Annotated in this window: 22 protein-coding genes and 2 pseudogenes; 11 read left to right on the top strand and 13 right to left on the bottom strand. The window is 73.7% G+C overall.

Translation table 11 applies throughout. The features are described 5' to 3' along the window. Window positions 1–263: 263 nt before the first annotated feature. The 3 genes from ACZ8ZB_RS01455 to ACZ8ZB_RS01465 all read left to right on the top strand — a co-directional run bounded on the left by ACZ8ZB_RS01455 (window position 264) and on the right by ACZ8ZB_RS01465 (window position 2,250). Entirely contained in the window at window positions 264–752 is a 489-nt protein-coding gene (locus ACZ8ZB_RS01455; RefSeq protein ID WP_470735892.1) for a DUF2243 domain-containing protein, read from the top strand. Further along, window positions 749–1,594, top strand: coding sequence for a cytochrome c oxidase assembly protein (locus ACZ8ZB_RS01460; protein ID WP_470735893.1), 846 nt, complete (start codon window positions 749–751; stop codon window positions 1,592–1,594). The genes ACZ8ZB_RS01455 and ACZ8ZB_RS01460 overlap by 4 nt, the downstream gene beginning before the upstream one ends. Window positions 1,595–2,043: 449 nt before the next feature. Then, window positions 2,044–2,250: a hypothetical protein gene (locus tag ACZ8ZB_RS01465; RefSeq protein WP_470735894.1), complete on the top strand. Its 207-nt coding sequence runs from the start codon at window positions 2,044–2,046 to the stop codon at window positions 2,248–2,250. Window positions 2,251–2,377: 127 nt separating this feature from the next. Here ACZ8ZB_RS01465 and ACZ8ZB_RS01470 read toward each other — a convergent pair whose 3' ends face one another. Together ACZ8ZB_RS01470 and ACZ8ZB_RS01475 are read right to left on the bottom strand one after the other, a co-directional pair. Continuing rightward, window positions 2,378–2,911 (bottom strand): 2'-5' RNA ligase family protein, encoded by a 534-nt coding sequence (locus ACZ8ZB_RS01470; protein ID WP_470741395.1) that lies wholly within the window; start codon window positions 2,909–2,911, stop codon window positions 2,378–2,380. Between the two features lie 71 nt (window positions 2,912–2,982). After that, window positions 2,983–3,240 carry an HU family DNA-binding protein gene (locus ACZ8ZB_RS01475; protein WP_470735895.1) on the bottom strand — a complete coding sequence of 86 codons (258 nt, stop codon included), beginning with the start codon at window positions 3,238–3,240 and terminating at the stop codon, window positions 2,983–2,985. A gap of 420 nt (window positions 3,241–3,660) precedes the next feature. Between ACZ8ZB_RS01475 and ACZ8ZB_RS01480 the strand changes: the two genes are divergently transcribed. After that, window positions 3,661–6,483: a SpoIIE family protein phosphatase gene (locus ACZ8ZB_RS01480; RefSeq protein ID WP_470735896.1), complete on the top strand. Its 2,823-nt coding sequence runs from the start codon at window positions 3,661–3,663 to the stop codon at window positions 6,481–6,483. A gap of 224 nt (window positions 6,484–6,707) precedes the next feature. Here the strand turns inward: ACZ8ZB_RS01480 and ACZ8ZB_RS01485 are convergent, their stop codons facing one another. Next, window positions 6,708–7,952: an MFS transporter gene (locus ACZ8ZB_RS01485; RefSeq protein ID WP_470735897.1), complete on the bottom strand. Its 1,245-nt coding sequence runs from the start codon at window positions 7,950–7,952 to the stop codon at window positions 6,708–6,710. A 132-nt stretch (window positions 7,953–8,084) separates the two neighbouring features. On the opposite strand from ACZ8ZB_RS01485, the pseudogene ACZ8ZB_RS01490 reads away from it, so the two are divergent. Next, window positions 8,085–8,448 (top strand): annotated as a pseudogene (locus ACZ8ZB_RS01490) (helix-turn-helix domain-containing protein); the annotation flags it as partial. Window positions 8,449–8,544: 96 nt separating this feature from the next. Here the strand turns inward: ACZ8ZB_RS01490 and ACZ8ZB_RS01495 are convergent. Then, window positions 8,545–9,552, bottom strand: a complete 1,008-nt coding sequence (locus ACZ8ZB_RS01495; RefSeq protein ID WP_470735898.1) for a DMT family transporter — start codon at window positions 9,550–9,552, stop codon at window positions 8,545–8,547. Next, the gene (locus ACZ8ZB_RS01500; protein ID WP_470735899.1) at window positions 9,549–10,157 is read right to left on the bottom strand and encodes a TetR/AcrR family transcriptional regulator; all 609 of its coding nucleotides are present in this window, start codon (window positions 10,155–10,157) and stop codon (window positions 9,549–9,551) included. The genes ACZ8ZB_RS01495 and ACZ8ZB_RS01500 overlap by 4 nt, the downstream gene beginning before the upstream one ends. A gap of 133 nt (window positions 10,158–10,290) precedes the next feature. On the opposite strand from ACZ8ZB_RS01500, the pseudogene ACZ8ZB_RS01505 reads away from it, so the two are divergent. Then, window positions 10,291–10,694 (top strand): annotated as a pseudogene (locus tag ACZ8ZB_RS01505) (transcriptional regulator); the annotation flags it as partial. Between the two features lie 79 nt (window positions 10,695–10,773). Here the strand turns inward: ACZ8ZB_RS01505 and ACZ8ZB_RS01510 are convergent. From ACZ8ZB_RS01510 to ACZ8ZB_RS01525, 4 genes are all read right to left on the bottom strand, one after another. Continuing rightward, window positions 10,774–11,577 carry an SAM-dependent methyltransferase gene (locus tag ACZ8ZB_RS01510; RefSeq protein WP_470735900.1) on the bottom strand — a complete coding sequence of 268 codons (804 nt, stop codon included), beginning with the start codon at window positions 11,575–11,577 and terminating at the stop codon, window positions 10,774–10,776. A 523-nt stretch (window positions 11,578–12,100) separates the two neighbouring features. Further along, entirely contained in the window at window positions 12,101–13,510 is a 1,410-nt protein-coding gene (locus ACZ8ZB_RS01515) for a DEAD/DEAH box helicase (protein WP_470735901.1), read from the bottom strand. Window positions 13,511–13,948: 438 nt separating this feature from the next. Beyond that, window positions 13,949–14,917, bottom strand: coding sequence for a DUF1152 domain-containing protein (locus tag ACZ8ZB_RS01520; RefSeq protein WP_470735902.1), 969 nt, complete (start codon window positions 14,915–14,917; stop codon window positions 13,949–13,951). A gap of 326 nt (window positions 14,918–15,243) precedes the next feature. Beyond that, on the bottom strand, window positions 15,244–17,556 hold the full coding sequence (locus ACZ8ZB_RS01525) for an FdhF/YdeP family oxidoreductase (RefSeq protein WP_470735903.1): 2,313 nt from the start codon (window positions 17,554–17,556) through the stop codon (window positions 15,244–15,246). Between the two features lie 347 nt (window positions 17,557–17,903). Here ACZ8ZB_RS01525 and ACZ8ZB_RS01530 point away from each other — a divergent pair, with 347 nt between their 5' ends. The 3 genes from ACZ8ZB_RS01530 to ACZ8ZB_RS01540 all read left to right on the top strand — a co-directional run bounded on the left by ACZ8ZB_RS01530 (window position 17,904) and on the right by ACZ8ZB_RS01540 (window position 19,567). After that, window positions 17,904–18,422 carry an SRPBCC family protein gene (locus ACZ8ZB_RS01530; RefSeq protein ID WP_470735904.1) on the top strand — a complete coding sequence of 173 codons (519 nt, stop codon included), beginning with the start codon at window positions 17,904–17,906 and terminating at the stop codon, window positions 18,420–18,422. Between the two features lie 294 nt (window positions 18,423–18,716). Beyond that, on the top strand, window positions 18,717–18,884 hold the full coding sequence (locus ACZ8ZB_RS01535) for a hypothetical protein (RefSeq protein WP_470735905.1): 168 nt from the start codon (window positions 18,717–18,719) through the stop codon (window positions 18,882–18,884). Continuing rightward, window positions 18,881–19,567, top strand: coding sequence for a hemerythrin domain-containing protein (locus ACZ8ZB_RS01540; protein ID WP_470735906.1), 687 nt, complete (start codon window positions 18,881–18,883; stop codon window positions 19,565–19,567). The genes ACZ8ZB_RS01535 and ACZ8ZB_RS01540 overlap by 4 nt, the downstream gene beginning before the upstream one ends. A 126-nt stretch (window positions 19,568–19,693) precedes the next feature. Here ACZ8ZB_RS01540 and ACZ8ZB_RS01545 read toward each other — a convergent pair whose 3' ends face one another. The 3 genes from ACZ8ZB_RS01545 to ACZ8ZB_RS01555 are packed head-to-tail and all read right to left on the bottom strand — an operon-like array spanning window position 19,694 to window position 22,051. Next, window positions 19,694–20,401, bottom strand: a complete 708-nt coding sequence (locus ACZ8ZB_RS01545) for a phosphodiesterase (protein WP_470735907.1) — start codon at window positions 20,399–20,401, stop codon at window positions 19,694–19,696. 13 nt (window positions 20,402–20,414) lie between these two features. Next, entirely contained in the window at window positions 20,415–21,590 is a 1,176-nt protein-coding gene (locus ACZ8ZB_RS01550; RefSeq protein WP_470735908.1) for a zinc-dependent alcohol dehydrogenase, read from the bottom strand. Then, window positions 21,587–22,051, bottom strand: a complete 465-nt coding sequence (locus ACZ8ZB_RS01555; RefSeq protein WP_470735909.1) for a hypothetical protein — start codon at window positions 22,049–22,051, stop codon at window positions 21,587–21,589. Before ACZ8ZB_RS01555 ends, ACZ8ZB_RS01550 begins: the two co-directional genes overlap by 4 nt. Before the next feature lie 136 nt (window positions 22,052–22,187). On the opposite strand from ACZ8ZB_RS01555, the gene ACZ8ZB_RS01560 reads away from it, so the two are divergent. Next, entirely contained in the window at window positions 22,188–22,721 is a 534-nt protein-coding gene (locus ACZ8ZB_RS01560; protein WP_470735910.1) for a hypothetical protein, read from the top strand. A 60-nt stretch (window positions 22,722–22,781) separates the two neighbouring features. Here the strand turns inward: ACZ8ZB_RS01560 and ACZ8ZB_RS01565 are convergent, their stop codons facing one another. After that, complete coding sequence (locus tag ACZ8ZB_RS01565) at window positions 22,782–23,651, bottom strand: SCO4651 family lipoprotein (protein WP_470735911.1); 870 nt, start codon at window positions 23,649–23,651, stop codon at window positions 22,782–22,784. Window positions 23,652–23,927: 276 nt separating this feature from the next. Between ACZ8ZB_RS01565 and ACZ8ZB_RS01570 the strand changes: the two genes are divergently transcribed. Continuing rightward, complete coding sequence (locus ACZ8ZB_RS01570; protein WP_470735912.1) at window positions 23,928–24,224, top strand: GlsB/YeaQ/YmgE family stress response membrane protein; 297 nt, start codon at window positions 23,928–23,930, stop codon at window positions 24,222–24,224. The last annotated feature ends 125 nt before the right edge of the window (window positions 24,225–24,349 follow it).

The following is a 24,349-nucleotide window of genomic DNA, read 5'->3' on the forward strand; positions in this document are numbered from 1 at the left end:
GGCGGGTCCCTGGGTCACGGGCGGATCGTCCGGCGCGGCCGGCGCCGGGAAGCCCTTCCGCCACGACGGTGTGATCCTGGGCGCGGGCCCCGGCGGAGGAGAAGGACACGGCCGCCGTGGCCCGCGATCCCCGGTCGGTCCTCAGCACTCACCGTGCGGGGGACCGGGGCCGCCGGCCTCGTCACCCGGCCGGCTCTGTCCCGCGCTCCACGGGGCAGACGCGAAGCGGCGGACGATCCCGTTCGGAAAGGCGGACACACACCGTGAGGACCCGTGACCAGCAGGCGGACACAGACGAGACGGGGCGGGCCGATCCCCTGCGGTCGCTGCTCGTGTGCGCCGTGATCGGTGCGGCCGTGATGGCGGCCGTGGACGAGATCGTCTTCCATCAGATCCTGCGCTGGCACCACTTCTACGACCGGTCCACCTCCGGCGTGGGACTGGTGTCCGACGGCTTCCTGCACACCGCGGAGCTGCTGGCGCTGGTGGCAGGCTTCTTCCTCTTCGCGGACCTGCGGCGCCGCCGCGCGTTGTCGCCCGCGCACGCCCGGGGCGGCTTCCTCCTCGGTCTCGGCGCCTTCCAGGTCTTCGACGGCGTCGTCGACCACAAACTGCTGCGCCTGCACCAGATCCGCTACGGCGTCGACGTCACCCCGTACGACTGGGCGTGGAACCTGGCGGGCCTCGCCCTGCTCCTGACCGGCCTGGGTGTCGTCGTCCGGGCCGCGCGACGGGGGCGGCGGTCACCGTGACGGGCCGTCCGCTGCCGGCCGTCGTCGCGGTGGCCGTCCTCGGGTGCGTCCTGGTCTGTGCGGCGTACGCCGCGGCCGCCGCCGGACTGAGACGCCGGGGCGACGCCTGGCCGTGGCGACGGGACTGCGCCTTCCTCGCCGGGGGCGCGGCTCTGGTCTGGGGACTGTGCGGGGGGCTGCCGGGCGGGCCGTTCACCGTCCACTCCGCGCGTCACCTGCTCGTGGCCATGCTCGGCCCTGCCCTGCTCGTCCTCGCACGCCCGCTCACCCTGCTCCTGCGCGTGCTGCCGCCGGGCGTGCTCCGCCGGGGACTGCTGCGCGCGGCCCACTCCCCCTTCGCCGCGTGGCTGCTGTGTCCCCCGGTGGCCGCGGTCGTCGACATGGGTGGTCTGTGGCTGCTGTACCGCACCGAGCTGTGGTCCGCCGCGCACCACCGCCCCGCCCTGAACGCCGTCCTGGAACTGCACATGCTGCTCGCGGGCCTGCTCTTCTCCGCCGCCGTCTGCCAGCTCGACCCCGTACGCCGCCGGTGGGGCCCGCCGCTGCGGGCGGCGACGCTGTTCCTGGCGGGGGCGGCCCACGCCGTCCTCGCCAAGAGCCTCTACGCCACCGGCCCGCCGGGCACCTCGTTCGCACCGCACGACCTGCGCCTCGGCGCGCAGGTCATGTACTACGGCGGTGACGCGGTCGAAGTCGTCCTGGCGCTGTCCCTCGCCGTCCAGTGGTACGCGGCCACCGGCCGGCGCCGGGCCAGGCGCACGGCCCGGTCCGGACGCGCCGGTGGAACGGCCGGCGCCCACGGCACACCGCGCCCGGCTCGCCCGCACGGCCGTGCCGCGTGACGTGAGGAACGCACTCGTCCGTGCCGTTGCCCGGCCCCGGCAGTGTCGTCCGCCTGCTTCCGTCCGGCCGAGTGCGGTGCGGGCCCGCCGCGTTCACGGGTCTGACGCCGTGGCGGTCGACCACCGCGGGATGCCTGGCGGCCGGAACCGTCATCGGTTCCGGGATCGGCGGTGCGGGTCGTCCGGTTCCGCCGTCCCTCCCGCGCGGCCGGATCCCCACCACTTCCCGCGGCGGCTCGGCGTACGCCGAGCCGGGCGTGAGCGCCACCCTGCCGGTCTCCGGCAACGTGGCAGCGCGCCAGGTTGCCGACCCGCCCGCATGCGACGGGTCAAGGCCTCCGCGTACGGTCCACAGCGACCCGCGGGGCACCGTGCCCGGCGTTCCGGTCCGTTGTCTCCGGGCGCCCCGCGACCGGGTCCCCTGCCCCTCCGCCACGAAATGACCCGCCATGCCGTACCAGGACCGACCTCGCGTCCCCCCTCCCCCGCCCCTCGATCTCGTCAACGACGTCGTCATCCGTTTCGACGCCTACGCCCGGGCCCGGGCGACGCGTGACAGCCTGTTGCCGGCGGCGCGCACGACTCCGCGTCACGAACAGCAGGCCTTCGACGCTCTGCAGACCGCCGTCATCCGGCTGCGCAACAGTCTCGGCTGACCACGCCGTCGGCGTCCGCGTGCGGCGGGTCCGGCTTCCCGCCGCACGGCTCCGCACCGCATCGCGGAGCGCCGGCATCCGGTGGTCCTGGGCGGGGAGCGCCGTGCGCAGGGGGCCGGCGGTACGCTCAGCCGGCCGGCGAGTCCTCACCGCCGAGGCTCTCGACCGTACGCGTCGTGGAGTCGTAGCTGCGCGCGCCGGTGAAAGTCGCCTCCCGTGGTTCGCGCAGCGCGGCGGGCAGAAGGCGATCGGGCCACCGCGCCGAGGTGCGGCGCGACCGGGCCAGCGTCACATGCGGGATCCAGCGTCCGGGAGCGTGCAGCGGGTTGAGGTGCCCCGTGGTGGAGGCGAGCACCTCCCACACCCGTCGGTGCAGTTCGAGGACCTTCGCGTCCGCGGCGACGTTCCAGGCGAGCACACGGGTACGTCCGTCGAAGCGCAGCAGCCCGTCCAGCCGGAACGGCGCGGGCAGTCCGCCGTCGAGGAGCGCGGCGAGCTCCGCCCTGACCGGGGGACGGAGTTCCTCGCATGTCGCGAGGGTCATGTGGGGCCGATTGGTCGGGTGCCGGTGTTCCGCGAGGCTGGGCAGTCCCGCGGCGGCCATCATGCGCCACATCTCCCGGACGTGCGTCTCGGTGGCGGCGTCGGGCAGCAGTTCCACGGTGCGCACGGCGCCAGCCTACGCGGCCGGGGCGGCACCGCGGCCGCGTAGGCCACCGGTGCCGGGCCCGGTCAGGGGGTGGTGCCGTGGAGGTACTCGGTCAGGGCCTTGCCCGGCTGGAAAGCGGCGGAGCCCTCGTCGGTGTGGAAGCGGCCGAAACTGCCGGCCACCACCGTCTCCTCGCGTTTGAGCGCCTCGGCGATCACGCCCGCCATGTCGACCGTGCCGAACAGGGCGTCGATCAGACGCTCCGCGTCTTCCTGGCGGATCTCGTGGCCTCTCTGCGCGGCCTTGTCCACGCCGGCCCGGGCCAATTGGGACTTGTCCATGTCACACCTCTGTTCTTCCTGTCCGGCCGCGCGGGGACGGCGGACCCGGACCTCAGGGCCGGAACGGACGCAGACCCCGCGCCTCCCCGTCCGGGCCACCGTGCGCTGTGTCGGAGCACCGCCGTCGGCACGCCGGTTCCGCTGCCATCACAGTCGCCCGCCCGCACGACTGCCAGCGCTTACGGCCACATGGAGCAGGCGCACCGCCACCCGGCGTCGGCGTCCGGAGCAGGGCGGCGGACGGACGGGAAGGGGTGAGCAGCACGGCGCGACGGCTGCGCCGGCCCCCGCGCCGGCGCTCCCGCGCAGGACCGGCCGCACGACAGCACGAAGGTCCGTGTCCCGGCAGGCCCCGAACCTTCGTCCCCGCACCACCCGCGACCGAGCGCGTGCCCCATTTGCCCGATTACCCTGAATCCCGTGGACCCGTATCCGACTCCCCCGGGCAGTGGCCACGGCGACCGGACGCAGCCGGTCGCCGGAGTACGTCCGGAGATCCTCGCCTCCTGGCAGCGCTCGCAGTCGCTCGGCATCGACCGCGAGGGGGCGGCTCTGCCGGTCGAGCGGGACCTGGATCCCGACTCCCGGCTGATCAGGGCCGCCGCACCGGTGCTGGACCGCCTCTGCGAACGGTTCTCGGGCGTGCCGGTGACCGTGGCACTGGTCGACTCACGGGCGAACATCGTGGACCGGCGGGGCAGCCCGGCGGGGCTGGAGCTGATGGACGCCGCCTCCCTGGTACCGGGCGCCAATGTCGACGAGCGGTTCATGGGGACCAGCAGCGTCAGCATGGTGCTGAGCACCAGGGGGCCGTTCATGGTCGTCGGCCACGAGCACTTCCTGCACAGCCTCAAGGAGCTGACCTGCGTGGCCGCGCCGGTGCGCGACCCGGTGGGGGGCACCGTACGGGGCGCGGTCAACCTCTCCGTCCCCCGGGCGCTGGCCGATCCCGGCATGGCGCTGATCCTGCAGAACGCCACCGACCGCATCGGGGAACGCCTGCTGGAGCTGAGCACATCCCGCGAACTGGAGCTGATGCGCTCCTTCCGCCGGGCCAGGGAGCGCGGCGGGCACGCCGAACTGGACCTCGGCTCGGGAGAACTGTCCCGGCGCGGCGGACCGCCGCCCCGGCTGGCCTCGCAGGAGCGGCTGATCCTGCTGGAGCGTGCCGTCGAGCTGATCTCCTCGGACGGCGAGGCGTTCACCGAGGTGCCGCTCGCGGGCGGCCGCGTGGCCGTGCTGCGCCGCCGGGAGCTGCACCACGGCGACGCGGAGGGCGCGGCGGTGGAGGTCAGCTTCGAGAACGCCCGCGGCACGGAAACACCGGCCCCGGCCACCGCGTCCGCCCCCGACGGCCGTCAGGTGCCGCTCCTGGACCGCCCCGCCGTGGCCGCGGAGGCGGACGCGCCCGGTGCGGCGGGGCCGCAGGCCGCCGCACCGGCCGACGCATGGCTGCTGCTGGTCGGCGAGCCGGGCGTGGGACGGCTCGCCGCCGAGGCGCGCGGGCGGCTGTCCCTGTTGAACGAGGCGGGCGTACGGCTCGGCACCACCCTGGACATGCGGCGTACCGCCGAGGAGCTGGCGGAGATCGCCGTGCCGCGCTTCGCCGACCTGGTCGTCGTCGATCTGCTGGAATGCGTCCTGGCGGGCGAGGAGCCGCCGCCCGGGCGGCCGCGCCCGGACACGGCACTGCGCCGGGTGGCGGTCTGGGCGGGCGAGGACTCCCGCGACACCCCGGCCGGCGGTGTGGACGAGCCGGCCGGCTACCCCGCCGGCACGCCCCAGGCCCGGTGCCTGGAGACCGGGCAGCCGGTGACGGACTCGGTGATGACCGCCGCCCTGTCCGGGTCGCCGGCCGGCCGGGCGCACCCCGTCGACCTGCTCGGCGAGGGCGTGCACTCCTACCTGGGCGCGCCGCTGTCCGCGCGGGGCTCCGTCCTGGGCCTGGCGGGCTTCTACCGCCGCGGCCGGACGAAGCCGTACGAGCAGGACGACCTGACGCTGGCGGGCGAACTGGCGGTCCGTGCCGCGATCAGCGTGGACAACGCCCGTCGCTACCGCCGGGAGCACCACGCCTCCCTGACTCTGCAGCGCAGCCTGCTTCCGCACGCCCTGCCCCGGCTGAGCGCCGCCGAACTCGCCTCCCGTTACCTGCCCGCGGACACCAGGGCCGGTGTGGGCGGGGACTGGTTCGACGCGATCCCGCTGTCCGGGATGCGCGTGGCACTGGTCGTCGGGGACGTGCCCGGGAACGGTCTGCAGGCGGCGGCGACCATGGGCCGGCTGCGTACGGCGGTGCGGACGCTGGCCGGGCTGGACCTGTTGCCCGAGGAGGTGCTGGCCCACCTGGACGACCTGGTCAGCCGCACTCCCGACGAGTCGGCCGACGAACAGGACCCTGCGACGGGGGCGACCTGCCTGTACGCGGTGTACGACCCGGTGTCGTGCCGCTGCACGGCCGCACGGGCCGGTCACCCGCCGCCCGCCGTGCTGACGCCGGGCGGGCGGGCGCGGCTGGTCGACCTGCCCAGCGGCCCCCCGCTCGGACTCGGCGGGATCCAGCCGTACGAGTCCGCCACCGTCGACCTGCCCGCGGGCAGCCTGCTGGCGATGTACACCGACGGTCTGCTCAAGGAGAACCGCGGCTACGGGGACACCGACGCGCGCACCGCGCAGCTGCTGGCCTCGCTGAGTCGCGGCGGTCCGACGCTGGAGGACGTCTGCGACCGGGTCGCGGGCGCCCTCCGGCCCGGCAGCCCGCACGACGACGTGGCCCTCCTGCTGGCCCGTGTGCACGCGCTGCCCGAGGACCGGGTGGCGACCTGGGAGTTTCCGTCCGACCCCTCGGTCGTGGCGCGGGCCAGGGCGGTGACCCGCGACCAGCTCGCCGCCTGGGGCATGTCGGAGCTGGATTTCAACACCGGGCTGGTGGTCAGCGAGTTGGTGACCAATGCCGTGCGGTACGGCGGCCAAGGGTCCGTGGGTCTGCGGTTGCTGCGCGACGACTCGTTGATCTGCGAGGTGTCCGACCGCAGCAACACCTCTCCGCGCATCCGACGGGCGGCCATGACCGAGGAAGGCGGGCGCGGCCTGTTCCTGGTGGCGCAGTTCACCAGCAGCTGGGGTGCCCGCTACATGCCGCAGGGCAAAACGGTGTGGGCCGAGCAGGTGCCGCAGCCGGGGCACCCCGCGCCGGAGACGGACGAGCAGGCGCTGCTGGCCATGTTCGACGACCTCGGCTGACCGCCCGGGCCCGGCGGTGACGGTGGTCCGGGGCCGTCCGCCGATGCGGCCGGGCCCGCAGCGCGGGCGGTCCGCCGGAGCCGAGCCGGGCGGCGGAGCGGGCGGCGGTCCGGACGAGTTCGCCGGCGCCTGCGGGGTCGTCGGCCCGGGCGGTGGGAGCGGGCGCCGCGCCACCGCGCGCACGGGCGGCGCGACCCACGCGTGGCGACGTGCGTGACGGCCCCTCAGGCGCGCTTGCGTGCCGGCTCCGGCGCGGAGGGAGGAGCCGCCTCGAGGCCGCGGAGCAGCAGGGGGGTCGCCAGCAGGAGCACGCCGGCCAGTCCGACGGCCGTGCGCGGGCCGAGCAGGCTGCCCAGCACGCCCCACAGGGCCGTCAGGAGCGCGGTCGTGGCCCTGGTCGTCACCGCCCAGGCGGTCAGGGTGCGGGAGACCCGGTCGGTCACCGTGCGCTGGAGGCGGTAGGTGGCGTGGACGGGGTTGAAGACCCCGCAGCAGAGGATGAGCCCGAACTCGACGCCGATCACCAGCAGCAGCCCGTCGGCGCCCGGCCCCGGGAAGGCCAGGCCGATGGGCCAGACCGCGCGCAGCGACCCGGCCACGACCAGGACCCGGTGCCGCCCGAAGCGGGTGACGAGCGGCCGGGCCAGCCTCGACCCGAGCAGCCCTCCGATCGAGGGCGCGGCGAAGGCCAGGCCGTACTGCCACGGCGCGAACCCCAGATGTCCGAGCATCAGGACGACCAGCAACGGTTGGACGGCCATCACCAGGCCGTTGAACAGGGCGGTGTTGAAGAACAGCGGACGCAGGGCCGCGTCGGAGAGGATGTACCGCCATCCGTCGAGCAGGTCCCCTGCGCGCGTGCGCGCGGTCTCCCGGCGCTCGGGCCGCGGCTCGTGCCCGCCGGTCGCGCGGACGCACAGGGCCGACAGCAGGTGGCTGACCGCGTCGGCCGCCACCGTCGCCACCGGACCGAGCAGTCCGATCGCCGCGCCGCCCAGCGGCGGTCCGACGATCGTGACCGTCCAGGACGTGGACTCGAACCGGGCGTTGGCGACGAGCAGGTCCTCGGCCGGCAACAGGCTCTTCAGGTAGGCGCCGGAGGCGGCGCGGAAGGTGATCTCGGCCGCCGCGACGACGACCGAGACCAGGAGGAGCTGGAGAAAGGTGAGCGCGCCGAGCGCGAACGCGGCGGGGACCGTCAGCAACGCCGCGAACCGCGTCAGGTCCATCGCGACCAGCACCTGCCGCTTGCGGCGGAACTCCACCCACGGGCCGAGCGGCACGGCCACGGCCGCACCCACCGCGGCTCCCACGGAGGACAGCGCGGCGACCTCGGCCGGTCCGGCGTGCAGCACCTGGACGGCGATCAGCGGGAACGCGCCGAAGGCGAGCCAGGTGCCGAGCGCGCTGGTCCCGTACGCCGCCCAGAGCCACCCGAACCGCCGCCCCAGCCGGTTCCCGCTCGTCATGCCCGACGCCCCCGTCCTTCGCCCGTACAACCCGTCCGCGACCGGAAGCATCCAAGCGAGGGCCGTGGCCGGGGGTCAAACAACCACGGGATCACGGGCCGCAACCACCGGTTGTGGCGTTAGGGTGCCGACGTGGACCTCGACGCCGTACGGACCTTCGTCGCGGCCGCGGACGCGGGGGGGTCCAGGAGGTCTCCGCCGAGCCGGCGATCACCCGGCAGGCCGTCTCCAAGCGCATCGCCGCACTGGAGCGCGACCTCGACGTGCGGCTGTTCACCCGCACCGCCCGCACCCCGAGTTCGAGATCGAGAAGGCCGTCACCGCCATCCGGTCCGGCGCCATCGACGCGTCCTTCCGTGCCGTCGCCGCGCCCGGCCGGCTCCTCCCCGAGGACATCGCGTCCGTCAGGGTGCTCGACGAGCCGCTCGAGCTCCCCACCGGCACCGGCCACGCGCCGGCGGGCGCCCGGCCGGTGCCCCCCGCCCGGCTCGCCGGGTCCGTTCTGCTGCGCCACGGGGATCAACGCGCGGTCAGCGCTGCCCGGGGGCCTGCGGGGGACGGTCGGCCTCCGGATTCCGGGCGTGTCCTGGGCTCATGGGCTTTCGGCGTGCCCTGTCAGTGCGGCGGTGTCCGTCCGGGCGGCGCCGTCCATCCTCGCGGCGGTCGCCCGGGGCCCCGCCGTGGCGCGGGCCGGCGTCGTGAGCACGGCGAGACAGCCGACGACCAGGGCGATGCCGGCCCATCCCGGCGGGGGCAGGCGTTCGCCGACGACGAGTACGGCCAGGACGGCGGCGACGGCGGGTTCCAGCAGCGAGAGGGTGGTCGCGGTGCTCGCCGGGACGTGCGCGAGGCCCCAGCCGAACAGGACGTAGCCGGCGAACATCGGCACCAGGGCCATGTAGACGCCGACGGCCGCGTCGGACCAGGAGGCGAGGAACGGACCCCCGGTGGCCAGCAGCACCGGGAGCAGCAGCAGTGCGCCCAGACCGAAGACCGTCCCCATGGCCGCGCCGGAGGTGACACCGCGGCTGATCAGACGGTGGGCCGCCCAGGAGTACAGGGCGTAGGTGAGCCCGGCCACCAGGCCGAGTCCCACGCCGAACGCGGTCTCCTCCGCGGACCGGGCCCCGGAGGCGGAGTGGGTGCCGGAGGCTCCGGCCGCGCACAGCAGCACCGTCCCGGCCAGGCCCAGTGCCGCGCCGGTCGTCCAGCGGCGCGTGAGGCGGCGTCCGTCGACGGCGCGCTCGATCAACGCCGAGGCGAGCGGGGCCGAGCCGATCGACACCACGGTGCCGACGGCGACCCCGGCCAGGTGCATGGAGGAGTAGAAGGCCAGGGGGTAGGCCCCGACCGACAGCAGGCCGAGCAGCACCACCCCCCTGTTCGCGCGCAGCCGAGGGGCTTCCCTCCGGATGCGCGGGGCGGCGACGAGGGCCTGGAGCAGACCGCCCAGGCCCATGGCGGCGGCCCCGATCGCGAGCGGTCCCACCGCGGGGGCGAAGGTCGCGGCGGTGCCCGTGGTCCCCCACAGCACCGACGCCGCCAGGACGCACACCGCTCCGGCACGCGCCGTGCCGCCGCGTGTCCGACGCCGGGTCACAGCCGGCCCAGCAGGTCGGCCGCCATCGCCCGGGCGTGCTCCAGACGCGTGCCCGTGCCCTCCAGGCCCGCGCGGGCCATCGCGCCTTCCAGCAGGAACGCCAGGTGCTCCGCCACCGCGCGCGCTTCCCCGGGCCGTCCGGGCAGCAGCTCCTCGAGGTGGCCGGCGAGCAGGGACTCGACCTCCTCCTTGTGCCGGCGCACCACGGCCCTGCCCTCGTCCCCGGCGGGCAGCTCGGCGGCCGCGTTCAGCAGCCCGCAGCCCCGGAACCCGTGCTCATGGGCGCGGGCGGCGTGATCGGCGTACGCGTCGAAGACGGCCAGCGCCCCCTCACGGCCGTCCCGGGCCTGCTCCAGCCGGCGCCGGTACAGGTCCAGCCACTCCTCGTGCCGCGCGTCGAGGTAGGCCCTCACCAGGTCGGCCTTGGAGGAGAAGTTGTTGTACAGGCTCATCTTCGCCACGCCCGCCTCGGCGGTGATCGTGTCGATGCCCGTCGCCGCCACACCGTCCGCGTAGAAGCGGCGCGCCGCGGCGGCGAGCAGCTTCTCGCGCGCGGTTCCCCGTCTCGTGCCGGGGCGCTCCGCCGCCGTTCCGGTCTCGCTCATCGCACTCTCTCCCCTTCACTGGGTAGATCAGTCTACCCATGAAGTGGCGGGCGCCCCTTCCGGCGGCCGCCTCCGCCCTTCCCCGCGGGGCCGCGCTCGCCGGGACGGTTGTCGCCCCTCGCGCCGGGCGAGGATGTCCCAGCGCATCGCCCTGCGGGAGGCCGTGGCGACCGATCCCTGGGTGACCCTGGAGCCAGGAGCCGACCCTGCCGAGCGCGTACGTGTGCCGCACAGGGCGCGCGAGGCCTTCACCGAGGCCGGTACGGTGCCGCGTCCGGTGCGCGGCGTGGTCGCCGAGTCGCGGCGGCGCTCGGCGCGCGCCGGGGCGCGCCCGGACGGCGCCGCCGACGTCGAACTGGCGGACGGTGACCTCGGGCCTGCCGGGCCGAGCACCCGCTGGCGCGTGGGGTGCCGCTGTTCCGGGAGTTGCCGGGCACGTTCGCCTCCGACGGCCGGCACCTGCTGGCGGTGTGCGACGCACGCGGCGGACTGCTGCGGGCCGGGGGGCATGCGTCGATGCTGCGGCAGGCGCGGCGGGCGCACCCGGCCGGGTCCACTCCGGAGTACTGACCGGGCACTCATGGGTTCTCGCCCAGGACGCGCCCGGGAGGGACTCCTACTCCTTCAGTCCCACCGCCCCGACGGCGTGACCTTGTTCGTGAGGGACGCCCGCGGATTCGGGGTCCGGGCGCCAGTCGGCAGACCTGACCAAGCCCGGTTCGACCAGACGCAGTCCCTGCAGGAAGCTTCCGATGCGCTCGGGTGAGCGCAGGTGGTACGTATTGACGGACTGCGCGTTGTACGCCTCGACGGCCGCCTGGAGTCGTTCGTTGGTGGCCGTGCCGTCGCTCAGGGCCACGTAGCTGCCCCGGGGCAGAGCGTCGATCAGTTCGGCCACGATCCGCTCGGGCCGCTCCTCGTCCGAGACCTGGCCCATGATGTTGAGGAGCATCAGACCGATGGGCCGCTCGAAGTCCAGTGTGTCGGCCGCGTGGGCGAGGATCTTCCGCGGATCGCGCACGTCGGCGTCGAGGTAGGCGCACTTTCCTTCCGGCGTGCTGTACAGCAGCGCATCGGCGTGGGCGAGGACGATGGGATCGTTGTCCACGTAGACGATCCTGCTGTCGGGCGCGATGCCCTGGGCGACCTCGTGGGTGTTGTCGGCGGTGGGCAGCCCGGTGCCGATGTCGAGGAACTGGCGGATCCCGGCGTCGCGCGCCAGGAACCGCACCGCTCTCACCAGGAAGCGCCGTTGCACGCGGGCGATGGCCGCGAACTCGGGAAAGTTCTCGAGGATCAGGTCGCCGGCCCGGCTGTCCACCGGATAGTGGTTCTTCCCGCCGAGCAGGTAGTCCCACACCCGCGCCGAGTGGGGCCGATCGGTCTGCAGCCTTCCGCCCCGGTCGTCTCGCTCAGTCATGATCGAAGCATGACACACAGTGGTCCACCGGGCGCTCGACTCCCGTGTTCTCACTGGCTGTTGATCATCCCACAGCCTCCGGAGACGGCCCGCGGAGCGATGGTCGGTCGAAGCGCCGGCCGTCGTCGCCGTCGTCCTCGCGCCGGCGGAGAACGTGAACGGCGCCGCCCCTGGCGATCGGGGCTCCGGCGCTGTCGAGCGGCCACGGGGTGGCGTCGGCTCCCGTGCGGGCGAGGGAGCCGGTCGGAGCTTTCGGCTCGGCTTCTCGTCCGGAGGAGGTTCGGTGCGGTCGCAGTGACCGGAGCACCGGGTCCGGGATCGTCCTGGCCGAGGACCGCACGGCCCGCCGGGTCGGGTCACTCCCGTCCGACGGACAGGCCCGCCGGGTGCGAGGCGCCCTGCGGCCGGGAGCCCTCGCCGACGCGGCCGTCAGCGCCCTCGGGAGTTCCCGGCAGCCTGGCAAAGCGTGTCGGGCGGTCCCGGGCGGGCGGGTGGGAACCCGGCCGACGGATGGAGGACGGGCTCAGCCGCCGCGCCGCACTCGGGCCGCCCTGCGGGCCTCCGCGAGCTTGCGGGCCTCGCTGCTCCTGCGGGACGGCCTGCCGCCGGAGCCGCTCTTCGCGTCCTTGACGCTGCCCAGGCCGCGGAACGGGGCGTTGTGGTTCTTGGGGCGCGATACGGCCGCCCCGCCGTCCAGCGGTTCCCCCGAGGGGGCCTTGGCACCGGTGATCCGGCTCAGCTCCGCCTCGCCGGACCGCACCTCGGTGACCTCGGGAGCGACGTCGGCGTCCGCCATGACCCGGCTCGCCTCGCGGCGCTGCCCCGGCAGGACGAGTGTCACGACGGTGCCGGAGCGGCCGGCCCGGGCCGTGCGGCCCGCGCGGTGCAGATAGTCCTTCGGGTCGGTGGCCGGGTCGACGTTGACCACGAGGTCGAGGTCGTCGACGTGCAGGCCGCGTGCGGCGACGTTCGTCGCCACCAGCGAGGTGACCTGCCCGTTCCTGAACCGGTCCAGGGTCCGGGTGCGCTGCGGCTGGGACTTCCCGCTGTGCAGGGCGGCGGCGGCCACGCCGCTGGCCCGCAGGTGCCGCGTGAGCCGGTCGACGCCGTGCCTGGTGTCCAGGAACAACAGGACGCGGCCGTCCCGGGCGGCGATCTCCGTGGTCACGGCGTACCGGTCCGGGCCGTGCACGACGAGGACGTGGTGCTCGATCGCGGGAACCGCGGCGGACGGGGGGTCCACGGAGTGGACGGCGGGGTCGCGCAGGTAGCGCTGCGCCAACCGGTCGACGTCGCGGTCGAGGGTGGCGGAGAACAGCATCCGCTGCCCGTCGGAACCCACCTGGTCCAGGACCTCGGTGACCTGCGGCAGGAACCCCATGTCACACATCCGGTCGGCCTCGTCCAGGACCACGATGCGCACCCGTCCCAGTCGGCAGTCCTTGCGCTCGACGAGGTCGTGCAGCCGGCCGGGCGTGGCGACGACGACCTCGGCGCCGTCCCGCAGCACGGCGGCCTGCCGTCCGACGGACACTCCGCCCACCACCGTCGCGAGCCGCAGCCGCAGCGCCTCGGCGTACGGGGTGAGCGCCTCACCGACCTGCTGCGCCAGCTCCCTGGTGGGCACCAGGACGAGCGCCAGCGGCTCCTTGGGCCGGGCGCGCCGCCCGGCCGTCCTGGCGAGCATCCCCAGACCGAAGGCGAGCGTCTTGCCGGATCCCGTACGGCCCCGGCCCAGGACGTCCCGCCCCGCGAGCGTGTCCGGCAGCGCCGCGGCCTGGATGGGAGAGGGCACCGTCACACCGTGCTCGTCGAGCACCCGCAGAACTCCGGCCGGCAGCCCCAGCTGCGCGAAGGACGCCACCGAGGGGGCGTCCGACGCCTCGGACCCGCCGTCCTGCCGCCGGGCACCGGCACGTACTGGTTCGCTCACAGAAAGCCTTCCTCCGAAGGGACCGTACCGAGGAAGGCACGACGGGAACGCGGTCACCGGCCGGGGACACCGAAGGGAGCACCGGCACAGCGAAGCCGCAAACAGCCCACGCTAGCACGAGGCACGTCGCAGGACTCCCCCGGCCTCCCCACGACTGCCGACCGGCGTGCGCCCGGTCTCCCGGGTCCGTCCCGGTGGCTCCCGGAACGAGGCGTCGCGCGCACCGGGCCCAAGGACACCGGGCCCTGCGTTCAGGCGGCCCGGCGCAGGGGGCCGCACCGGCTGCGGGCCATGCCGGTCGCATCGCGGTCCTCGCGCCCGGTTTCGCCGTCCCCGTCACCGTGCGCCGAAGCGGGGCGGCCGGGGTGAAGCCGGCGAGCGGGGCCTGCGGTTGCCTCGTCGGTCGCCCCGGCGCCCGGAACGCGGCCGGTCCGGGCGTCAGTGGGGGAAGGCGCGGGGCGGGCGGGTCACCGTGGATTCGCGGAACTCGGCGATCCTGGAGTGGACCTGGCGCATCAGAGAGGTCTCCTCGATCCGGTCCAGGTACAGGCAGCGGGCGGCCAGGCCCGGCAGGTCGAAGGCGAAGTACAGGGACATCAGCGGGTTGACGAACAACTCGCTGCCCCGAGTGCGGTCGGTGAACCGGACGTCGCCGAACGAGCCGCGTACCGCTGCCGCGATCGAGCCGTTCACGATGCTGGGGCGCTCGGGCGTGTGGTGCTGGGCGTGTTCCACCGCGTCCAGGTACAGGGCGCCTTCGCGGGTGGCGCGCGATATGGAGAACGCGCCGAGGTACGCGCCGTCGCGCTCCAGCGCGGCGATGTTCTCCAGGACCTGTACGTGGTTCACGCCGTGGTGGGCGTCCACGCCGAACCCGACCGACACCACGAGCCGGTTCGGTATGCCGTCCAGCGCGGCGAGCGCCGCCACGCTGGTCAGGTCCTCCTCCGGGGTGCCGAGGCCGGCTTCGTCACCGCGCATCAGGATGTCGGTGCCGCCGTCGACCAGCACCACGGCGTCGATGCCGTGCAGTTCGGTCAGCGCCCGGTAAGCGGCGCGCAGCGGGCGCACGCCGGTTTGCGGGAAGGCGTACACGGTGGGCGGGTAGCCGTGCAGGCGCAGCCACTGGGCGAGGGTCCGCTCCGGGAAGTAGGTCTGGTGCGGGGCGGAGTCGGGAGTGACGACGGCGAGGTCGTCGGCGGCCCAGTCGTCGGCGGGGAGACCGGCCAGTGCGCTGAAGGAGAGGTTCGCGAGATACACCTCCTTTCCCTGGTGAAGGAGGGAGAGCGCCACCGGCAGGCCGGAGTAGATGTCGAAACCGCCGCCCGCGCCCGCGACGAGGATCCGTCGGGAATCGGCGAGCCGGGTGAGGAGCGGGTTGGTGAGGAGGGACGTCACGACGATCATTGTCGTCCGGCGCCCTCCGGTCGTGCCCCACCAGGCGGGGCACAGGTGTGCAACAGGCCGTCGCGGCAGGGGCGTTGCCCCGCGTTCCAGGTGCCCGCGCGCATGTCGGCGAAGCCCTCACAGCCTGTGCCGGCGTCCTCGGCGCCCGGCTGCTGCGTGTTCCGGGTTTCCACCCCCGCACCCAGCAGCCGGACGCCGTCAACACGGCCCTCGCGGAGCTCCGGAACTCCTGGCCCCCGCCTGACACACCACCGTCCACCACGTCCCGCTGACGGCGACCGGCGAGGACCGCGGCGGAACAGCGGGATCCCGCTGTCAGGCCGCCGTCAGCCCGATGCCGGGACACGGCCGCCGAAGACGGGCTCCAGGCGGACGACGACGCCCTTGTACGCGGGCTGGTTGCTGGTCTCGGCCACGCTGTCGAGCGGCACCAGGACGTTGGTCTCGGGGTAGTACGCGGCGGCGCAACCGGACTTGACGGGGTACGCGACGACCTGGAAGTCCTCCGCGCGCCGTTCGGTACCGTCCGCCCACACACTGACCAGGTCGACGTGGTCTCCGTCGCCGAGCCCCAGCCGGGTCAGGTCGCCGCGGTCGACGAGGACGACCCGGCGGCTGCCGTGGATGCCTCGGTAGCGGTCGTCGGCCGTGTAGGGGACGGTGTTCCACTGGTCGTGCGAGCGCAGGGTCTGCAGCAGCAGGTGTCCCTCGGGGACGTGGGGCATGTCCCAGGCGTTGCAGGTGAACCGTGCCTTGCCGACCGGCGTGTGGAACACGCCCTCGTTGACCGCGTTGGGCAGCCTGATGCCGCCGGGACGCACCACCCGCCGGTTGAAGTCGTGCAGTCCCGGGACGATGCGGGAGACACGGTCCCGGATCTCCCCGTAGTCGGCCTCGAACTCCTTCCACGGGATGTTCCCCGTGCCGTCGAGCGTGCGGCGGGCGAGCCGGCACACGATGGCGACCTCGCTGAGCAGGAGGGGGGAGGCCGGCTCCAGCCGTCCGCGCGAGGTGTGCACCTCGCTCATGGAGTTCTCGACGGTGACGAACTGCTCCCCGCCGGCCTGGAGGTCCCGCTCGGTGCGGCCCAGGGTCGGCAGGATCAGCGCGGTGTCGCCGCAGACGGTGTGCGAGCGGTTGAGCTTGGTGGAGATGTGGGCGGTCAGGCGGCACGAGCGCATCGCCTCCTCGGTGACCGCGCTGTCGGGTGCGGCCCGGACGAAGTTTCCGGCCAGGGCGAGGAAGACCTTGACGCGGCCCTCGCGCATCGCCCTGATCGCGTTCACCGAGTCCAGCCCGTGGGCACGGGGCGGATCGAAGCCGAACTCCTTTTGGAGGGCGTCCAGGAAGGAGTCCGGCATCTGCTCCCAGATGCCCATCGTCCGGTCGCCCTGCACATTGCTGTGGCCGCGCACCGGGCAGGCGCCGGCGCCCGCTCTGCCGAGATTTCCGCGCAGCATCAGGAAGTTCACGATCTCCCGGATGGTGGGGACTCCGTGCTTGTGCTGGGTGATGCCCATCGCCCAGCAGACGATGACGCGTTCGCTGCGCAGCACGTCGTCACGGACGTGCTCGATCTCCTCGCGGGTCAGACCGGTCGCCCTGAGGATGTCCTCCCACCCGACGGTGCGGGCATGGCGCGCGAAGTCCTCGAACCCGTCGGTGCGCGTGCGGATGAAGTCGTGGTCCAGGACGTGACCGGGCCGGGCGTCCTCGGCCTCCAGCAGCAGCCGGTTCAGGCCCTGGAACAGCGCCAGGTCCCCGCCGCCGCGGATGTGCAGGAACCGGTCGGCGATCGGGGTGCCGTGCCCGATCACCCCGCGCGCCGTCTGCGGGTTCTTGAACCGCAGCAGTCCGGCCTCGGGCAGCGGGTTCACCGCGATGATGCGGGCGCCGTTGCGTTTGGCCTGTTCCAGCGCGGAGAGCTGCCGGGGGTGGTTCGACCCGGGATTCTGCCCCACCACGAAGATCAGGTCGGCGTGGTGGAGGTCCTCCAGGCTGACCGTTCCCTTGCCGGTGCCCAGGGTCTCGTGCAGGGCGAAGCCGCTGGACTCGTGGCACATGTTGCTGCAGTCGGGCAGGTTGTTGGTGCCGAACGCCCTGGCGAAGAGCTGGAAGACGAAGGCGGCCTCGTTGCCGGCGCGGCCCGAGGTGTAGAAGACCGCCTCGTCGGGTGAGCCGAGGGAGGTGAGCTCCGAGGAGAGCAGTCCGAAGGCGTCGTGCCAGCCGATCGGCTCGTAGGTGTCGGAGCCGGGCCGCTTGACCATCGGTTCCGTGAGCCGTCCCTGCTCGTTCAGCCACGTGTCGGACCGCCGGACGAGGTCGGAGACCGGGTGCCTGCGGAAGAAGTCGGACGTGATGCGCCGCGTGGTCGCCTCGTCGTTGATGTGCTTGGCGCCGTTCTCGCAGTACTCGTTGCGGTGCCGGTGCCCCGGAGAGGGATCGGCCCAGGCGCAGCCGGGACAGTCGATCCCGTCCACCTGATTCATCGTCAGCAGTGTCTCCCCGGTGCGCAGGGGCGAGGTCCGCGCGAGTGAGTACTCCAGCGCGTGCACCACCGCCGGCACTCCCGCCGCCCACTTCTTGGGCGGCGTCACGGTGAGCGGGGTCTTGGAACCGTCGTCGGGCCGCTTCGGCATCGGACTCCCTCTCACCGGACACTCGGGGCCTCCCAGTCTCACGCCCCCGCCCGGATGCGGCCACACGATCTTCCGCCGACGGGGCCCCGGCGTCCCGTCTCCCGGCTGCTCGGGCACGAGGTGGTGGCAGGGGCGGGTCCGCGGCCGGGGGCCTGTCCTCCTTACCGGGCCGTCTCCGGTCTCCGGCCTTTCCCGGGACGGCCGGTGCCGCCATCGGTGGTACCCGCCGGAGGCCGGGGGCACGCGGGCCGGCGCCGACCGGGCCCTCTGGTGGCGGATCCCCGGACGGCCGGTGAGACTGGGGAGAGCGGTGCCCAACGACAGGCGGGACCATGCACGCAGCAGCCATGAATTCCGTTGAAGAGACGATCGACGTCGCGGTTCCCGTCCACACCGCCTACAACCAGTGGACGCAGTTCAAGACCTTCCCCCGCTTCATGCGCACGGTGAAGGAGGTCGAGCAGCTCCGGCCCAATCTCACACGCTGGGTCATCGGAGCGGGTCCGGTGCGCCACGAGTTCACGGCGGAGATCGTGGAACAGCGGCCGGACTCCCTGATCGCATGGCGCGGTCTCGGCCGGCAGGCCGGTCATCGGGGCGAGGTGTCGTTCCGGAGCCTGGCCCCGGACCGTACCCGGGTCGTCGTGCGCGTGCGCGGGGAGTCGCACGGGTTCAAAGGCCGCATCGCGGACCGGGCCGGGGCGACGCCCCGTGTGGTCCGGGCCGAACTCGGCCGCTTCAAGGAGTTCATCGAGGGGCTCGGGCAGGAATGCGGCGCTTGGCGGGGCGTCATTCGCAACGGGCAGGTCCGGCCTGTGGAACCCGATCCGCCCAGAAGCCGGGTCGCCGGGTGGCCCGTCGGCTGAACGCGCCCAGCCCGGGGCGGAACCGGTACGCCGCAAAAGCCCGGGCGGGGCGTCCTGAGCGGCTGGGCTGCGCGTCCGGCGTGAGGAGCCTGCCCGGACGACCGGACGGTCGGCGGCGATGACCCGGTCCTGTCCGTCGACGGCGCAGGCGCCGACGGCTTCCGGCACCCCGGCCGGCGCGGCGGAGGGCTTGCGGTGTCCGTCGCGGCTTCCGCTCCGCGGGAAACGCGGACCGCGCCGTGAGCTCACGTGCTTCCGGGGAACCCGGCGGCCGGAACCGAAGGAGGAGACCTCATGAGCACCCCTCACGACAACGATCCGTCCCATCCGCTGGAGCAGGTCACCGGTGAGAAGGACGTCCCTCCAGAGGAGGAAGGACGACAGGCCGGCGCCGCCGGCGCACAGGACGAGGACGCCGACCCCGACACGGTGGACCCGCCCGAGGAGCGTGAGCGACGGTGACCGTCTCGATCACTCGCCAGGACGCCGGCGCGCTCGGAGGAAGTGACAGCATCCTGATGCGCCAGCGCCGGGACCACGCGCGGCTCGACGCGATGATGAACCGGTGGTCGGCCGGCGACGCCGCGGAGGGCGGACCGGACGCCTTGTGGCGGGACATCGTCCAGTTGGTGTTCAGTCACGCCTTCGCGGAGGAAACCGTTCTGTGGCCGGTGCTGCGCCGCGCGGTCCCCGACGGCGAGGAGCTCACCGGCCGGGTGGAAGAGGAGCACCAGGCGATCAACGAGCTGATCGCGCGGGTCGAGCGGTCCCCGGACGATCCCCGGCGCGCCGAGTGGATACAGCAGGCGTTCGCTCTCATCCGTCAGGACATCCGCGACGAGGAGGACGAACTGCTGCCCCGCCTGCGGGGCGCCTTCGACGACCGCACGCTGCGGCGCGTCGGCGCCGCGTGGGAGGCCGTACGGGCGACCGCTCCGACCCGCCCCCATCCCGGTGTCCCCCGGCGCCCGCCGGGGAACGCCCTGCGAGGGGTCCCCCTCAGTGTCTTCGACCGCCTGCGCGACCTCGCGCCGGGCACCGGCCCTCGCGCCCGGCGCGCTTCCCTGGCGCTCACCGGCGCGGCTGTGGCCGCGGGCGCCGTCGTCCTGCTCGTCCGCTTCGCCCGCCGTCGGACGTGCGCCTGAGGTGAAGCGGGCGTCCGCGGAACCCGGAGCCCGAAAGGGCTCCGGGGCACGTGTTCCGCGGGGCCGCCGAAGTGCCGGCCGTCGTCCCCGCCCACGCCCGGAACGACGGCCCCGGACGGGTGGGCATCACCGTCCGTCGCGCTCGCCCGCGCCGCGCCCGCGGCGGGAGCCGGCGTACGCGGCGTCGCGCAGACGGCTCAGGCGTCGGGTGGGACGCAGACCGGGCAGGCTGTGGGCGTAGGGGTCGTAGGAGACCGTGGTGGTGGCGGAGGCGGCGTGCGCCTCTTCGAGGGACAGCGAGGCGAAGGTGAGCCAGGGTTCGTCGGGCGCCGCCGCGCGCAGGTCGAAGCGGACGGGCCGGCGGGCCAGCTCCTGCCAGAGCGTCGGCAGGGCGGCTTCCGGGGGGACGCCGGGGGCGGGGACGGGGAAGGCGGCCAGTACGCGTTCGCGATCACCCACCCGGTAGGAGAGCAGGGTGGAGTACGGTCCGGTCAGGGCGTCGGGCCGTGGGAGGGGCAGATGGCGGCCGATCCGGCCGGAACCGCTCGACGTGAACAGCAGGTCGAGCTCGTTGCCCGAGTCATCGGCGTCCGTGATCCGGAGGGCCAGTCCCAGGGCGTCCGGCAGGCGCCGGGGCAGGCCGAGCGCGCGGGACCACCGCACGGTCGCCGCGCAGGAGCGGGGCCGGTCCAGCCACGGCACGCCCCACTGCGCGCCGGCGCGGCCGGTCACGTCCAGGGTGCCCGAGCACAATACTCCGTAGGGGTGCAGGGCCGGTGCCGCACGCAGGCGGGCCAGCCGTTCGGCGGCGCGGTGCGCGGTCGCGTCGAGCATCACGGGAGGCGCCTCAGTGCTCGGGGCGGATGACGGCACGCACGCAGCCGTCGGTCTTGTGCTTGAACATGTCGTACGCCGTGGGGGCCTGGTCGAGCGAGAGGGTGTGGGTCGCCAGGTGGGCCGTCTCGATCTCGCCGGCGGCCAGCCGCTCCAGGAGCATCGGGACGTAGCGCTGTCCGTGCATCTGGGCTCCGCGCACGGTGAGCCCCTTGTTGACGACGGCGCCGAGCGGGAACTTGTCGACGGCACCCGCGAAGACGCCCAGGATGAACACCGTGCCGCCCTTGCGGCAGGCGTGGATGGCCTGGCGCACGGCGGTCGGCCGGTCGGTCTGCAGCCGGAGCTGCTGTTTGGCCTGGTCGTACAGGTGCATCGGGCCGTCGCTGTGCGCTTCCATGCCGACGGCTTCGATGCACACGTCGGGGCCGCGTCCGCCGGTGCGTTCGCGCAGCTCGGCGGCGACGTCCGTGGTGGTGTAGTCGATGGTCTCCGAGCCGACGTACCGCTCGGTCATGGCCAGCCGCTCGGGGATGCGGTCGATGGAGACGACCCGTTCCGCGCCCTTGAGGATCGCCGCCCTGGCGGCCATCTGCCCCACGGCCCCGCAGCCCCAGACCGCCACCACGTCGCCGGGTTCGACGCCGGCGAGGTCGGCGCCCATCCACCCGGTGGGCACGGAGTCCGAGAGGAACAGGGCGCTGGTGTCGTCGATGCCCTCGGGGATCTTGAAGGCGCCGTAGTCGGCGAAGGGGACGCGCACGTATTCGGCGTGGCTGCCGCGCAGGCCGCCCATGGCGTGCGAGTAGCCGAAGATGCCGGCGGTCTCGTAGCCGAACAGCGCCTGGCCGATGCCGGGGTTGGTGTTGGTGTTGTCGCACAGGGACCACAGGTCGTTGGCGCAGTACCAGCAGCGCCCGCAGCCGACGAAGGAACAGACGACGACCCGGTCTCCGGCCTTGTGCCTGCGCACGGCGGGCCCGGTCTCCACGACCTCCCCGACGAACTCGTGGCCGATCACGTCCCCGGCACGCATCGCCGGGATGTAGCCGCCGATGAGGTGCAGGTCGGAGCCGCAGGTGGTGCCCGCGATCAGCCGCACGATGATGTCCTGGTCGTTGCGCAGTTCCGGGTCCGGGACCTGTTCGACGGACAGCTTGTTCACGCCTTCCCAGCACAGCGCCTTCACAGCACTCCCTCCCCACCGGAACGACGGGTGAACAGTTCGACCAGCCTGCCGCCCGGTGTCGGGCGGGTCGTCGGCGGTGCGTCCGGCCGCAGCACCTCACCCGCCTCCAGCAGGGACTTCGCGTCACGCAACGCGCGCCGCAGTTCCTGACGCGGGTCCTGTCCGGCCAGACGCCCGGGTACGGAGGCGGACGCGACGGGAACCGGCTCCTTGAACCGGGCGGCCAGCTCCGTGCCGCGGTCGCCCGGCGCCGGGCGTACCCGCACGTCGATCTCCTCCGCGAGCCGCTGAAGGGCACCGGGCAGTTTCCCGTCCTGCCTCACGTCCGCCGGCGGGCGGTTGACCGTCACCGTGAGCCATCGGTCGCCCGCCCGGTCGTCGCTGTGACGCGCCGCCCCGGCCTTCCGCGCCGCCGCGACGCCCGCGGCGGCGACCGGAACCATCCACAACGCCTTCTTCATGGGCTGCCTCCCGCTCGCACTGGCCGTCACCGTCGTGAGTTGGGTTTCCGCGGCCGCCGAAGCGAAACGGCGGCGATCGAGAGCACCGGGATCCGCCCGCCGAGGTGAGGGCGGACGGTGCGGGTACCCGGGGCCCATGATGAAGAGCGCACTGTGGCAGGGGCTGGTCGCCAGCACGGCCGGGGTGCTGGTGATGACCCTGGGGGAGAAGGCGGAGCAACGGCTCACCCGTCGTCCCGACTCCCATGTGCCCGCACGCACCCTGGAACGCCTGAGCGGCCTGCCGGAGCGCCCGGGCCGTCAGCCCCTGCCGGTCAACCTGGCCATGCACGTGGGTCAGGGCGCCCTCCTCGGCGTCCTGCGGTCGGTGATGTCGCACGCCGGGCTGCGCGGGGGATGGCCGTCGGCGCAGTTCGCCGTCGTACGCCTCACCAGCGACCAGATCCTGGAGAACGCCACCGGCGTCGGCGCCCCGCCGTCCACCTGGCCCCGCGGCGAGCTCGTCGTCGACCTGGCGCACAAGGCGGTGTACGCCTTCGCCACGGGGGCCGTCGCCGACGTCCTGGCCTCCCGTGAAGGGCCTGGTCCGGGGCAGCGCCACGCCGCGGTGCGCCCCGGCCGGCACGCGGACGTGGGGCCCTCGCCCCGCGGCCGGGCCGGAGGGCGGTGAACACCGCGCACGGACACCGGCGGGCCAGCAGGTGAGGCCCGCCGACCGGGTCTTCGCGGCTCAGCTCCGCTGTCGGCTTTCCTGGAGCGTCTTGTCCGTCATGTCGGCCACCTGTTCGGCCGGCGGAGCCTCGGCGTCGACCTCGGTGCCGAAGTCCGAGAACTCCATCACGGTGCTCATCTTGAGCCGCTGCGGCGCCGTGCCGGTGTCCGGCTTCGCCGAGGCGGAGGCCGGGGCCTTGAGAGTCATGTCCATCTGCTGGCGGCGGAGCCGGCCCTCGTCGTCGATCCAGACCTGCATCGGCAGCGTCGGGCCGAGCTGCTCGCGCATCCGGTCACCGCCCGGCAGCTTGGCCACGTCCACCGAAACCCGGTAGCGCGTGGTGTTCACGCCGTCGATCTCCTCGGTGCCGGCCTCCGTGACGTCCTTGTCGGTGATCGCCTTGGCGTAGGCCGCGGTCTGGGCCGGGTCGCCGATCCCCTGGTTGTTCAAGCCCTGCCGGTCGGCGACCCTCCGCAGGTCGATCTTGACCCAGGGCTTGCCCCCCGGAGCCTTCCGGCCCGGGGCCTTCTGGTAGAGGACCTCGTCGACCACGCGCTGCTCGATGCTCTCGCCCTGCGCGGTGACGGTCATGACGCTGTCGCCCTCGGCCAGATCGAGGACGCCCTCGCCGTCCGACGTGACCGTCTCGCCCTCCGCGGCGAGCTCCGTCCTGATCGTCATCCGGGCCGACTCGGCATCGGCCGTCTTGTCGTAGGCCGCCCGCACCGCCGTCGTGCCCTGTTCCCGGGCCCCGTCGCTCCTGCTCGCGCTCGACGACGGGCCGTCCTTCGCGCCCGTCGGCTCACTGTCGTCCCCGCACCCCGTCAGCACACTTCCCATGACCGCGGCGACCGTGATCGCGGCGACCTTCGTCCCCCTGCGACGCATGTGAATCCCCATCTCCTCGGTTCTTGCCGTCCGTCCCCTGAACGAGGGCGGACTGGCGACCCGTGTGCCCCTGGCGGAAACGCGAAAACGCCTTTTTTCAGCGGGGGTTGGGGATTCGGCACTCGATTCGAACAATTCTCGCCGACGATGCGGAAAGGCGCTGTACCGCCAACGAGCCGTCGCCACGGGGTTCTCCGCGCCAATTGCGCACGGGTCAGTTAGGAGAAGCGATCCGAGGACACACGTACGACGAACCGACAGCAAGGAGAGTCTGTGATGGGCATCATCGCGTGGATAGTCATCGGCCTGCTCGCCGGAGCCATTGCCAAGGCGCTCATGCCGGGCAAGGACCCGGGCGGAATCATCATCACCATGCTCATCGGTATCGCCGGAGGGCTCCTCGGGGGATTCCTCGGCAAGGTGATCTTCGGGGTCGACTCCATTGACGGTTTCTTCGATCTGTCCACCTGGATCGCGGCCGTCGTCGGATCCGTCATTCTGCTGGCGCTGTACCGGGTGTTCGCCGGCCGCGGGCACGGGCGCGGCCACCACCGCGGGCACGCCCACGCATGACAGCCCGACGGTCGACGCGAGCTGACGCGGGACAGACCGGACATGTTCATGGGGGTGCCCCCGTCTTCGGACGGGGGCACCCCCATGAACATGTCATGATTCGGCGGGCTCGGACGCGCGGAACC

Source organism: Streptomyces sp. 12E, assembly GCF_055633275.1.